This window comes from Pseudomonas sp. AE27 (assembly GCF_037113495.1).
GTDB lineage: Bacteria > Pseudomonadota > Gammaproteobacteria > Pseudomonadales > Pseudomonadaceae > Aquipseudomonas > Aquipseudomonas palmensis.
On the sequence record NZ_CP146966.1, the window covers coordinates 5811026 to 5824360 of the forward strand.

Consider the following 13335-nt stretch of genomic DNA (forward strand, 5'->3'; position numbering starts at 1 on the left):
CTCCGAACGTTGAAAGGGGCAGTTGATTAACGGGTGGACACAGGGCGCTTGACCCAGACCGGCGACAGGTTGCTGCCACTGCCGGTCACATACAGCACGGCCGCTTCGCCACGTTCGAGTGCAACGGGCTTGAGGTCGCTGACTTTCTTGTCGCCTTCATACAGCGCCAGGCTGACCTTGACCGGGTTGATCTCGCGCTCGCCGCGCGCCTTGGCCGCCACCGGCTTGACCACTTCGGTCTTGCCATCGGCGGTCTTCAGGGTCAGGGCCTGGTCGCTCAGGTTCTGCACGCGTACCAGGGATTTCTGCTTGTTCTTGAACGGCGGTTCCTCGACCAGTTGCGGCTGGCCGCTGCCGTGGTTGACCAGGGTGTAGTAGTGATCGCCCGCCAGCTTGACCGGTACGGTCTGGCTGCCGACCTTGGCGCTGTAGTCGCCCTGGGGCATGAAGCTGAAATCGCTGCTGCCCTGGGCGGCCACTTCGCTGATCTGGGTATTGCCGACACTGGCGGCCACCGGCTGGTTGCCGGCGTTGTACAGGCGCACGAAGGTCGAGCCCTTGGGCGCGCTGGGGCCGTACAGTGCGGCGTCGGCGCCGGCCCAGGCCTGCAGCGAGAGCAGGCTCATGCCGGCGGTCAGGGCGAATGCTTTGGCAATGCGGTGCTTGGTGGTCATGTGCAGTTCCTCTCAGTGTTGCGTCCGATTGGACGACAGGGCCATGTCTTGATTGGCGGTACGGGTTTGCTTCAGCTGGGCGATCCACTGCGGATCGAAGGCGCTGAGGTCGTTTTTCATTGGCAGATAACGTTCCGGGAACTCCCATACCAGCACCTGTGGGGCGCTGGTCTTGAAGGCGTCGGTCTGCAGGTACTTGAGCATCGGCAGCAGCGGGCCATGGCCGTCCTCGGCGTAATTGACCACGTCGCTGCGCAGCGCCTGCTGCAACGCACCGAGGAAGTTCCAGTGCGGGTTGGCGCTGTAGCTGGTGCCGATCAGCGCCACGGGGATCTCGTTGTCGGCAAACAGCGCGTCGTCGCTGTCGGTGTGATCCTGGGCCCGGGCAGGGCGGGTGGTGCGTTGCTGCAGGCTGTCCGGGGCCGGCAGCAGGTGGCTGAACAACGGGTCCAGCGGCAGGAAGTTGGTGAGGTCGCCCTTGTACGGTGTGGCGGCTTTGGCTTCGGTGACGAACTGCTGCGGCGTGCCGCTGAGCAGGGTCTGGCGGGCCACGGCTTCGGCCAGGTGGCGTGCCACCACCTCGGCGCCCAGTGGTGTCCAGTGGGTGTCGGTGCGCAGGAACACCTGGCCCTGGGCCTTGGCCGCCTGCAGCGGGCCGAGCAGGTCCGGGGCGAACACGCCGGCCTGGCGCGCCTTGGCATGGAACTGGTTGTACAGGTCGGCATGCAGGCTGGCGGGCGTCTGCTCACCGATGTACTCCGGGTACAGGCGGGCCTTGGCCGGAATGATCGCCAGCACCAGTTGCACACCGTGCTGCTTGAGGGTGTCGCGCACGCCGCGAATCAGTGCGAGGTTCTCGGCCTCGAACTGTTCGCTGCCGGCCACCGGCTTGAACTCTTCATCGCTGAACAGCCATTGCTCGCGGCCCAGCACCACACCCGGGCGGCCTTCGTTGAACAGTTTGAAGTCCAGCGCCGCCCAGAGGTTGGTGCCCAGGCGCTTGATCGGGAACTGCGCGTCGTAGTGGGTTTCGGCGGCCTTGGCCAGCTTGCCGTCGAGCAGGGACATCTGCGCGGTGCGCTGGAAACTGCCCAGGCCCCCCAGCGACCAGATGCCCAGGCCCAGCAGCAGGGCCATGAACAGCACGGCGTAGAGTTTGCGTAATGATCGGGTCATGGTCGGCTCGCTCAGAACTGGAAGTAGAGGAACGGCGAGTAGCTTTGCGCCGAGAGTTTGAGGATCGAGGCCACGAACAGCAGCAGCACCAGCGCGCGGGTCATGTACAGGCCCCAGTCCAGGCTCACGCTGCCGTCGCCATGCACGGCCACCGGGCTGGCCTTGGCCGTGGGCTTGGCGTTGCGGTAGAAGTCGCGCAGGCCGAAGAACGCCAGGCTCAGGTAGGCGATCACCAGGGTGGCCACTTGCAGGCCGGTGAGGCTGGCGCGGTTGAGCTCCGACAGCTGCCATTCACCGAAGCTGAACATGGCGCCGTACATGCGTGCGGCCACGTGCAGGTTTTCGGCGCGGAAGATCACCCAGCCCATCACCACCAGCAGGAAGGTGAAGGCCCACTTGACCGGGTTGAAGCGCTGCGGGTTGGTGTCCAGGCCCAGTGCGCGCTCGATCGCCAGCCACATGCCGTGCCAGGCGCCCCAGATGATGTAGGTGAAGTTGGCGCCGTGCCACAGGCCGCCCAGCAGCATGGTCAGGAACAGGTTGCGGTAGGTGGCGAAGGTGCCGCCGCGGTTGCCGCCCAGGGTGATGTACAGGTAGTCGCGCAGCCAGGTGGACAGGCTGATGTGCCAGCGCCGCCAGAACTCGGTGATCGACTGGCTGATGTAGGGCTGCTTGAAGTTCTCCATGAAGCGAAAGCCCATCATCAGGCCCAGGCCGATGGCCATGTCGCTGTAGCCGGAGAAGTCGAAGTACAGCTGCGCGGTGTAGGCCAGTGCGCCCAGCCAGGCGTCGCCGGTGGTCGGGTTCTGCAGGGCGAAGCAGTGGTCGGCGACCACCGCCAGGGTGTCGGCGATGAACACCTTCTTGATGAAGCCCTGCATGAACCGCGTGCAGCCTTCGGAGAACTTGTCCAGGGTGTGGGTGCGGTGGTTGAACTGGTCGGCCAGGTCGCGAAAGCGCAGCACGGGGCCGGCGATCAGGTGCGGGAAGATCGCCACGAACGCGGCGAAGTCGATCAGGTTGCGGGTGGCCGGGGTGTCGCCGCGGTACACGTCGATGATGTAGCTGATCGACTCGAAGATGTAGAACGAGATGCCGATGGGCAACAGGATGTGGGTGAGGATGAACGGCTCCAGGCCGTACGAGGTCATGATCGCGTTGATGCTGTCGACGCCGAAGTTGGCGTACTTGAAGTAGCCCAGGATACCCAGGTCGACCACCACCCCCAGCAGCAGCCAGCGCTGGGCCGGCTTGGTGCGTACGCCGGCGGCGCCCACCTTGAGGCCGATCCAGTAGTTCCACAGGGTGACCGCGGCGAACAGCGCCAGGAAGTCCACCCGCCACCAGGCGTAGAACACGTAGCTGGCCAGCAGCAGCAGGGCGTTGCGGTAGCGTTGCCCGCTCAGGTAGTACAGGCCGAGAAAGATCGGCAGGAACAGGAACAGGAACACATTGGACGAGAACACCATCCCGATCTCTCCTTGTCGTTATCCACAATCGGGGCAGCAGCCCCCCAAACCCCCCGCTGAAATTGCGGGGGAACCTATCGTCTTGCAGTGGCTGTTCGGGCCTCTTCGCCGGCAAGGCCGGCTCCTACGGGTGCGTCCGGTGTAGGAGCCGGCCTTGCCGGCGAAGGGGCCAGCCCGTCATTTCTTCTGTTCTGCCTGCGGGTCGTAGACGCGCGTCAGGTCGCCGCCCAGGCGGAAACTCTTGAACGGCTGCATCGCCTGCTTGCGCTTGAGCGCATCGGCGTCGCACTGATACAGGCTGCACCACGGCTCAAGCCAGGCGTATTTGCTGTCGATCTTCAGATCGTCCATGTCCTGCTTCTGGCCATTGCGCGCCTTGAACGCACTCGGGTCTCTGGCCCCGGACAACACCCGCTCGCCCAGGCGCTTGAGCGCGCCGTTGTTTTCCGGGCGCAGGTCCACGCCGTTGGCCTGGGCGAAGCTGGCGATCATCGACAGCGGCGGCAGTGCGTAGTTGTGGTACGCCAGGGCGCGCTGCTTGCGCTTCATCTCGTTGGGCAGAAAGCCCTGCGCATCGACCTGGTTGGCACCCACGCGGTACTCCTTCACGGCCCAGTCGAACAGGTCGCGGCGATCGGTCGCCACCGCCGTGGCCATCACCGACCAGGCGGCCCAGTACGAGTGGTTGTTGATCTTTTCCAGCGGCAGGTCGCTCCAGTCCTTGACCGTCTGCTCGGCCAGGCGCGCGAACCATTTCTCGATCTGTTCGGCCTGGGCCTGGTGCGCCGCCAGTGGCTGTGCGTTGGAGAACTTCAGGCGCAGGTATGCCGAGCTCAGGCTGCCCAGCGCCCATTTGCGCATCGACTTGCCGGTGTGGTTGTAGTCGGTGGACATCAGCGCATCGGCCTGAGCCCAGGTGCCCAGCCACTGCAGGGTGCAGTCCAGCTGCTGCGGGCGGCCGTCGCGCATGTACTGCATCACCTGCTTGCTGACCCCGCGCTCCAGCGTGGTGATGCTGGCGGTGGAGTCGCGAAAGGCCTGTTCGGATGCCTTGTTCAGCGTCGCGCGGGCCTTGTCCGAGCCTTCGTACTTGCTGCGAAACTGCAGCGCGCCGGTGTAGGGCTTGGGCACGGCCTCACAGGTGAAGTCGTTGGGGCTGGTCTTGGGTTTCTCGATGCCGGCGTAGTAGCCCTGCGGCGGGACCAGCCCGCCGGCCTGCACCGCCGGGCCGAACAGGGCCAGGGCGAGCAGGGCGGGGGTGGCAAGGGTGCGGATGGATGTCATGTGCGCCTCACAGGCCGGCCTGGGCAGCATGCTGCCCGGCGCCGGCGATCGGGTTGCGTGTACACAGCCTGGCCTGGACCTTCTGGCTGCCGCTTTCGGGACCCTGCACTTCCACCGCGAGCAAGGTCTGGTTGGCCCAGTCCTCGTCCTCGCGCAGTTGGAAGGCGAAGCGTCCGTCGGTGTCGGAGGTTTCGGGTTTTTCGATCTTCAGGTCCTCGTGACGACCATTGAGGTACCACAGGGTGGCCTGCAAGGTCTTGACCGACTTGTCTTCGAACTGGATGTCCAGTTGATGACGGCCGTTGACCAGGTTCTTGATCACGCCGTTCTTGCCATTGACCAGCAGCTCGTTGGTGCCCGGCTTGAGCGAGGTGCTGACGCTCATCTGCGCAGGCTTGCCTTCGCAGCCGTTGTCGAGCAGGGCGAGCATCTGGCGCCAGATGGTTTCCTGGTCCAGGCGGTACAGCGGCGAGAACTCCCACACCAGGATCTTGGGCGGGTTGTTCTGGAACTCCTCGCTGCCCAGGTACTGGATCATCGAACCTTCCAGGCCGCCACCGGGGAACGCGACGTTGAGCACGTCGGCGCCGATGTACTGCTGCAGAAAACCCGAGAAGTTGTAGTTCTTGCCGCTGTGGCTGGTGCCCACCAGGGTGATCTGCGGGTTGCCCGAGTCGCCGAACAGGTCGTCGCCGCCACTCTCGCCCTTGGGCTCGGTGACGAACTGGTCCATGTACTGCACCGCGTAGCTGGTGCCGCACAGTTGGCCGGCGACGTTGTGCAGGGTGCCGGTCTTGCCCATGCGGCCGGACGGGTGGCTTTCGAATTCACGCCGCGGGATGTCGGCGAAGGCCGGCATGCTGTGCACGGTGTCGGCCACGATTTTTGCCGCACGCTCGGCGCCATAGGGCGTCCAGTGCTGGTCGCCGCGGAAGTAGAAGTCCTTGCCCTGCTGCGCGGCCGGCAACTGTTCGTTGGTCAGCGGCGACAGGTCGGGCACGTTGTAGCCCATTTGGGCGAAGCGCTTGAGCATGGCCTGGTAGTTGCGCAGGGCCTTCTCGTAGTTGAACGCGGCCTTGTCGGCCGGGTTGAGCATGTTGCGGTTCACCAGGCCACGGGTGGGCTGGTACACCAGCACCAGTTCCACGCCGCGCGCCTTGAACGCATCGTGCACCTGCTGCAGGCGTTTGTAGCCGGCCGGGGTGGTGCTGAATTCGGTGCGCAGGTCTTCGCGGGTACGGAACAGCCAGTCGCCCTGGGCTTGCACCAGGGTGGTGAAGTTCTGCTGGTAGCGGGTGGTGTAGCGGCTGGCATCGTGGGCTTCGGGGCACAGTTGGCAGCACGGCTGGGCGGTGAAGCTGGGCGCCTGCACCTCGTCGGCACGCACGCCGTTGCTGATCGCCAGCAGCGCCGCACTCAGGCCAAGCAGTTTCATCAGGTGTGGGGTCATGTCAGGTTTCCTCAATCCGCCATGTCGGTCTGGCGTTCGACCGGGTCGATCAGTACGGCTTTGCCCTGGCGTACCATCAGGTCGAGAATCTCGTCCTGGCGATCGCCCAGCACCCCGGAGAAACTGATGCCGCTGGACTTGCTCGGGGCCAGCATCGACACCCGGTACAGCTCCACGCTCAGGGGCGAGTCGATCGACAGCGGGCCGCTGCCGTTGGCCGCCAGTTCACCGCCCACCACGATCAGCGACACCTTGGTGTCGAACGGGTCCAGGTCGATGTCGCGGTCGGTATCGGACAGGTCCTTGATGTGCCCGTACACACCCACCAGGCCGTTGGCCATGGCGAGGTTTTCGTACAGGCGGATGTTCACGCTGTTGCGCACGCGGATGCCGTGGCGACGGTTGCTGATGACCTTGTTGCCCCAGATCAGGTTGTCGCCGCTTTCGTACAGGGTGATGCCGTCGGTGTGGTTGCGGTAGATCTCGTTGTAGGCGATCAGGTTGTTGACGCTGTTGCGGTCGATCACCACGCCCGAGAGCTTGTTGTCGTAGCTCTTGTTGTTGATGATCCAGCTGTCGTTGACCTCGCGCGAGACGATGATGCCGTGCTTCTTCTTGGTGCCATGCACGGTGTTGCCGGCGATGATCAGGCGGTGCGAACGGTCGTGGGGGTCGATGCCGTACACGATGTTGTCGCGGTAGGTGTTGTCCTTGACCACGAAGTCGCTGGTCTCGTAGCAGTAGAAGCCGTACCACATGTCGCTGAACTCGGAGCCGATGATCCAGCCGGTGGGTTCGGGGCGGCCCATCTGCTTGGCCATGTTGGGCGTGTACTGCGAAATGCTCACGCCGTAGGACTTGCTCTGGGCATAGCCGAAGCTGGCCATGCGGGTGTTGACGATGTAGGTCTCGGTGCCGCCCCACGAGAGCAGGAACGGGCGAAATTCCTTGGGTGTGCGGAAGGTCGCCGGGCCGTTGTCCTTTTCGCGCCAGCCGGTGACGCGGGTGTCGCTGACGAACAGCTTGCCGTCGTTGACGATGAACGCACCGCCTTCCTGGGACAGGCGCAGCTCCTTGACCTTGGCATCGATCTCGAGCACGCCCTTTTGCCCCACCACGATCGGCAGGCGCGACAGGTATACCCCCGGCGCGGTTTCACGCAGGTACTGGGCCGGCACGTGCTTGCTCAGCTCGGTGAAGTCGACATGCCCGTCATCGACGAAGATCGCCTGCGGGATGCCGTGCTGGCGGGCTACCCATTCGGCCATCTTGTTGTCGCCGCCGATGAACTCCTTGAGGGCGTCTTCCTGCAGCATGCGGCGTACCGTGATCTTGCCCTTGCGTGCACGCTGGATCTTGGCCTGCACCGCTTCGGCGGTGTAGCCGCTGAGGTCGGGCAGGGTCGGCGCCGGGATCTGCAACGGCTCGATCGGCGCGCTGCTGACGGTGTAGGTCTTGGCGTGCTGCAGCTCTTTGGCCGGGCTGGCCACGGGCAGGCCGTTGGCCAGGGCGATGCTGCTGGCCAGCAGCAGGCTGCCGGCGATCAGCGTGTTGAGCGGGTAAAGGTTCATGTCAATGCACTCCAGGCATCAGAAACGCCAGATCACGTCGATGAAGGCGCGGTGCATGTACGAGTCCGCTTCCTTGCCATAGGCGTCGCCTGGCTTGAACACCCCACCGCGAAAGCGCACCAGTGCCGACGGTTCGTCGATCGACTGGCTCAGCGCGGCCGGCAGCAGGCCCTGCTTGAAGTACTTGGTGACCACCAGATCCATCTCCTGGCCGAGGTCTTTTTCGCCCTGGATCAGCGGGCGGTTGATGCCGTCATCATCGACCACTGCGTTGATGCCGCTGCTGCCGATGTTCTGCTTGCCGTCGACGCGCCAGAACTTGTGGTACACCAGGCTTGCGTCGTAGTCGTCGCGCAGTTGCCAGGAGGTGAACAGGGTGGCGGCCTGCAGGTTGCCCAGCTCGCCACGGAAGGCCTCGCCGAAGCGGTGCACACGCGAGCGGGTGCCGGTGAAGTTGGAGCGGTTGCTCTCAAGGCCGGTCTGTTCGAAGTTGCCCGAGCCGTCGCTGCCACCGCCGCCGCTGCCGCGGGCATAGGCCGCGCCGACCTGCCAGTTGGGGTCCAGGCGCAGGCGGATGCCCAGGTCGGTGGCCCAGGCGTTGACATCGCCGCTCTGCTTTTGCGTGGCCAGCTGGTCGCCGTTGGCCAGGGTGGTGGCGCTCAGGCGATCACGGTCGCCAGTGAGCCAGGTGACGCTGCCCCAGTAGTTGACGGTGTTCTGGTTGCGCCAGTTGTAGGCGTCGCTGTTGGCCTCAAGGCCCAGCCAGGTGAGGTCGCCGTTGCGGGTCTTGTCCAGCGGGTCGAGGGTCTCGCCCGGGTTCTTCAGCTTGCCGTCGTCGTGGGTGTGGTGCGCGCGCAGGCCGACCCAGTGGCCGGGGGTCCATTGCGCGGCCACGTCGCCGTAGACGTGCAGGCGGTCCTTGTCTTCGGGGGCCAGGTCGGTGAGGTCGGTGCGGTACTCGCTGAAACGCTGGGCCACGCCGGCGTTGGCGCGCAGCAGGGTGGTGTCGAAGGTCCAGTTCAGCGCCTCGATGTTGGTGTCGCGCCACATGCCGTCGTCGCTGCGCAGGCGCTGGCGGCCCAGGCGCAGTTGCTCGCCGGGGTAGGCGGTCAGGCCGCTGTAGCCGACCCAAAACTCGCGCATGGCCAGGTAGCTCTTGTCCTGCTCGCGGCCGCTGGCGCGGCGGGTTTCGACCTGGCTGTCGTCGTCGGCCTGGCGCAGGGTGTCGGTGTCGATGGTGTCGGTGGCGGTGACCGCCTGGCCCATGGCGTAGGCGCTCCAGTTGCCGCGCTCGCCATACACCCAGGGGCGCAGGTCCAGGCCCAGGCCGTTGACGTCGCCGCCGGAGCGGGTGCCCAGGTCGCGGTCATCCTCGGACTGGCCGGTGACTTTCACTTCCAGGCCGAAGTTCTTCTCGGCGGTCATCGCGGCCAGGGTCGGGCACGACCAGAGCAGGGCACAGCCCAGGCCCAGGCCGGCCTTCATCCACGGGTTGAGTGTCATAGGGATTCCTCGCCGTCTTGTTCGGTGGTGTCCTGCAGGGCCTGCATGGCCTGGGCGCCGGGGCCCTGACCCATGGCGCCACGGGCCTGGCGCTCCTGTTGCAACAGGCGCTGGGCCTGGGCCTTCTGCGGGGCGGATAGCTGCTGGTCGAGCTCGCCGGCCATCGCCGTCGATTGCTCGCTGGGGTTGGCCTGCGCCAGTTGCGCGAACACCCAGGCGTTGACCAGGTCCTGGCGAATGCCGCGACCTTCGCTGAACAACTGGGCCAGCGCGTAGTCGGCGCTGAGCTGGCCGCCACGGGCGGCGCGCAGCAGGTGATCGACGGCTTTCTGCGGTTCGACCTGGCCCAGATAGCCACGGCGGTAGAGCTGGCCGAGGTAGTAGTGGGCGCTGATTTCGCCGGCATCGGCGGCGGACTGCAGGTGCGTCTCGGCTTTTTTCGCGTCGGCCGGCACGGCCTTGCCTTCGTAGTAGAGGCGGCCCAGCAGCAGCTCGGCGCGCGGTTGTGCGGCCTCGCGGCCCTTGTCGATGTAGGCCAGCAACTGGTCGCTGTCGCCCAGCTCGGGGAAGCTGTAGAGCAGTTGCGCCAGGCTGACCCAGGACGCGGGGTTGCTCGGTGCGACCTGTTCGAGCAGGGCCTGGGCGGTTTTCTCGTCGGTCTGGCCCAGGCTGGGGTCGGCCAGTACGCGGGCCACGCTGTCGACCCGGCTGGCCGGTACCGCACCGCGGGCATAGGCGGCCTTGAGCTGGTCGATCAGCGCGGCCTGTTGTTCGGGCTGGGCACGCTTCTGGTACACGCTGGCCAGTTCCACATAGCAGATGTCGGTGCTGGCCAGTGCGGCCTTGCAGATACGTTCCACCTCGTCCAGGTGCTGGTCGTAGGTGTTCTGGGTACGGTACAGCAGCACCTGGGCCAGGCCCGCCTCGGGGTAGCCGGCGGCGCGCCATTGGTCGATCTGCTGCTGGGCATCGAGGTCGGGGAAACTCTGCGGGTATTGCAGGTAGAGCATGGCCAGCGGGATCAGGGTGTTGCTTTCGCCGGCGGCGAAGGCCTGCTTGAGCAGGCCCTGGGCCTCGTGGCGCTCGGCCTCGCTGCTGTCGGGCTTGGCCACCAGCAGACGGCCTAGGCGGGCCTGGGCGCGGGGCGAGGTGCGGGCGGCGGCGCGGTAGGTGGCCTCGGCCTGCCTGAGCTTGGCCGGGTCACCGGTTTCGACCTGGATATCGGCCAGGCCTACCTGGGCCTCGCTGTAGCCCAGGTCGGCGAGTTGCTGGTAGTTGCGCTCGGCCAGGGCGGTGTCGCCGCGCTTGAGGGCTTCGTTGGCCAGGCGCTGGTCGGGCAGGCCGGCGCAACCGGCCAGGCTGACGGCCAGGGCCAGTGCACCCATCGGTAGGAGCCGGCCTTGCCGGCGAAGGGGGCTGCACGATTCGCCGGCAAGGCCGGCTCCTACAGGGATCGCGGTGTGTTGGGTAGTCACCGGCATGTCCTCTTCAAAGCCCACGGGCCACGGCCTTGTCGATCAGCCAGTCCATCGACGGGCCCCGGTCGCTGTTGACCGACACCGGGCGCCCGGCCAGCTCGCTGGGCATCGGCGCATCCGGCTTGATCTGCACGCGAATGTCCGAAGACAGGTCGTCGCTGTTCTGGCTGGTGCTGCTGACGATGCGACCCTGGCGCACGTCGTCTTCGCCGGCCACCTGGAAGTTGACGCGGGTGCCGGGTTGCACTTCGTCGAACTGGCGGTAGCTGAAACGGGCCTCGATGATCGGGTTGGTGGTGCGCGGGATCAGCTGGAAGATCACTGCGCCCTTGCTCGCGTATTGCCCGTCATCAACCAGTTGCCTGGCCACCACGCAGTCGCACGGGCTGGTGAGGGTGCCGCTGAGCTGCTTGCCGAACAGTTCCTCGACCCGCGCCGGCTCCAGTTGCTGGTCGTCCAGGTGGCCCTTGAGCAGGTCGAGCATGCTGGTGTTGAACGAGGCCAGCGGCGCGCCCTTGACCACCGGGCCGTCCGCCTTCACCAGGCTCTGCACGGTGCCGTCGCGCGGCATGGTGACGTTGGTGGTGGGGACGCTGACCACCCCGGCTTCGGCATGGCTGACGAAGTACAGGCCGTACACCGACTTGGCGATGAAGCCGAACGCGGCCACGCCGACCACGAACACGCCGAGGCTGAAGGTGACCGCACGCAGGCGGCCGAAGGCGCTCAGGCCGCCGCCGGTGTCCTTCTGCTTGCGCGCCTTGGTGAAGTTGTCGCGTTGCAGGGTGCTGAGCACGTCGCCGATGCTGATCAGCTCGCCCGACAGGTGCGAGGTGATGATGTGGCGCAGGGTGGCGATGTCGCGCTGTTCCAGGTTCTGGAACTGCACGCCGGTACGACCGTCGGCGACGTTGTGCGAGCGCACCTGGAACTCGATGTCGATGGCCAGGCCCAGGTTGTCGACCACGAACTGCAGGCGGCCGCGCACCACTTCGCCGACCTTCAGCGGGTGGCGGGTGTAGAAGCTCAGGCCACCGGCCGAGAGGTCCTCGACCTTGACTTCGAGGGTCTCGCGGTTGGCCCCCAGGTAGCGCAGCTTGGCGGGGATCTTTACCCGGGCGTGCTGACGCTGGGCTTCGGACTCATGCACGACATTGGCATTCACGGCGGTATTCATGGCGATATGTTCCTGTTTATTCCGTAGGGCGGCGGCTCACACGACCATGAACAGCACAGCGACGAAGATGCTGGCTGCCGAGAAGGTCATGGTCCGCGAAGACCAGGTGTTGAACCATTGTTGAAAGCTCGCGAGGTCGCGTTTGAGCGCAGTGGGCTGGCGGGTCCAGGACTGCTTGTCGAGGCGGAAGAACACGTAGATCTTCATGATTGCGCCGACGATCTGGTTGTAATAGAGAATCAGCGGGTAGGCCGGGCCGATGGCATGCCCCGAGCACATCAGCATCAGGGTCAGGATCAGGCGGGTGATGCCGATCCACAGCAGGTACACCAGCAGGAAGGCAGGGCCGAACTTGAGGCTGGCGATCAGCGCCACGGTGAGCCCGAGCAGGCTGGTCCACATCGACACGCGCTGGTCGAACAGCACCACGCTGGTGAACAGGCCGAGGCGGCGAACGCCCAGGCCCAGGGCGCGGGAGTTCTGGCGCAGGTTATTGCCGTACCAGCGGTACATCAGCTTGCGGCTGGCCTTGATGAAGCTCTTTTCCGGCGGGTGCTCGACCGTGTTGATCGCCGCATCCGGCACGTAGAACGTGTCGTAGCCCAGGCGCATGAGGCTGAACCAGCTGGACTTGTCGTCGCCGGTGAGGAACTTGAAGCGGCCCAGGCGCCAGTGCTGCAGCGAGTCGTTCTCGACGTCCTTGATGAACTCGGGGTTGGTCACCACGGCGGCGCGGAACACCGACATGCGCCCGGTCATGGTCAGCACGCGCTTGGACAGGGCCATCGAGCACATGTTGATGTGGCGCTGGGCAAAGCGCAGCTTGTGCCACTCGCTCATGATGTAGCCGCCGCGCACTTCGCAGAATTCGTTGGTGGTCAGGCCACCGACATTCGGGTAGAGCTTGAACCAGGGCACGGTCTTGGCTACCACGCCTTCGCCGAGCACGGTGTCGCCGTCGATCACCGCGACCACTGCGTTCTCGTCGGGCAGGTGGCGCGAGATGGCGCGAAAGCCGTAGGCCAGGCCGTCACGCTTGCCGGTGCCGGCGATGCGCACGAAGTCCAGGGCCACGCGGTCGGGCGGGTTGAACTTGGCCCACAGGCTTTTCACCAGCAGTTCGTCGCTCATTTCCACCAGCGAGCAGACCACGGTGGTGGGGTAGCCGCAGTCGATTGCCTCGCGGATCACCGAGCTGTACACCTGCGCGGTGGTCAGGGCGTCGATGCGAAAGCTGGTGACCATCAGGTACACGTGCGACGGGTCGGCCGCGCTGCCCAGTTTGCGCACCTTGCGTCGCAGCATCGGGTAGACGATGTAGAGGAACAGCATGCCCCGCACGAAGTGCGTGGCACCCATGGAATAACGCCAGATTCCGACAGCGCCGATGAGGAAGATGAAGTCCTTGGAGTCGGGGTCGAAAACGGTCTTGGGCAAGGCCAGGGCGATCAGCATGAGCAGGCTCACGTAGAACAGCCATCCGGCGACCTGTAGCAGGCCGTGCTTGAGCCTTTGCATGGTGTGCATCCGTAGCGAATGAATGGGAAGGAACT

The 13335-nt window shown here is 65.5% G+C and carries 10 protein-coding genes; all 10 read right to left on the reverse strand.

Annotated features, from left to right (window positions below):
• Window positions 1-26: 26 nt before the first annotated feature.
• Window positions 27-674 carry an alginate O-acetyltransferase AlgF gene (locus V9K84_RS26865; protein ID WP_043860998.1) on the reverse strand — a complete coding sequence of 216 codons (648 nt, stop codon included), beginning with the start codon at window positions 672-674 and terminating at the stop codon, window positions 27-29.
• A gap of 12 nt (window positions 675-686) precedes the next feature.
• Complete coding sequence (locus tag V9K84_RS26870) at window positions 687-1850, reverse strand: alginate O-acetyltransferase (protein ID WP_043860999.1); 1164 nt, start codon at window positions 1848-1850, stop codon at window positions 687-689.
• Between the two features lie 11 nt (window positions 1851-1861).
• Entirely contained in the window at window positions 1862-3319 is a 1458-nt protein-coding gene (locus V9K84_RS26875) for an MBOAT family protein (protein WP_058540860.1), read from the reverse strand.
• 177 nt (window positions 3320-3496) lie between these two features.
• Window positions 3497-4603 (reverse strand): mannuronate-specific alginate lyase, encoded by a 1107-nt coding sequence (locus tag V9K84_RS26880; RefSeq protein WP_088515590.1) that lies wholly within the window; start codon window positions 4601-4603, stop codon window positions 3497-3499.
• Between the two features lie 7 nt (window positions 4604-4610).
• Window positions 4611-6053: an alginate O-acetyltransferase gene (locus V9K84_RS26885; RefSeq protein ID WP_088515551.1), complete on the reverse strand. Its 1443-nt coding sequence runs from the start codon at window positions 6051-6053 to the stop codon at window positions 4611-4613.
• Between the two features lie 11 nt (window positions 6054-6064).
• Window positions 6065-7624, reverse strand: a complete 1560-nt coding sequence (gene algG, locus V9K84_RS26890) for a mannuronan 5-epimerase AlgG (RefSeq protein ID WP_088515550.1) — start codon at window positions 7622-7624, stop codon at window positions 6065-6067.
• Between the two features lie 18 nt (window positions 7625-7642).
• The gene (locus V9K84_RS26895; RefSeq protein ID WP_058540863.1) at window positions 7643-9127 is read right to left on the reverse strand and encodes an alginate export family protein; all 1485 of its coding nucleotides are present in this window, start codon (window positions 9125-9127) and stop codon (window positions 7643-7645) included.
• Complete coding sequence (algK, locus tag V9K84_RS26900; protein WP_054914850.1) at window positions 9124-10512, reverse strand: alginate biosynthesis TPR repeat lipoprotein AlgK; 1389 nt, start codon at window positions 10510-10512, stop codon at window positions 9124-9126. The genes V9K84_RS26895 and algK overlap by 4 nt, the downstream gene beginning before the upstream one ends.
• 103 nt (window positions 10513-10615) lie before the next feature.
• Window positions 10616-11782 (reverse strand): alginate biosynthesis protein Alg44, encoded by a 1167-nt coding sequence (locus tag V9K84_RS26905; protein WP_043861005.1) that lies wholly within the window; start codon window positions 11780-11782, stop codon window positions 10616-10618.
• 36 nt (window positions 11783-11818) lie between these two features.
• Window positions 11819-13300: a mannuronan synthase gene (gene alg8 / locus V9K84_RS26910; protein WP_043861006.1), complete on the reverse strand. Its 1482-nt coding sequence runs from the start codon at window positions 13298-13300 to the stop codon at window positions 11819-11821.
• Window positions 13301-13335 lie beyond the last annotated feature (35 nt).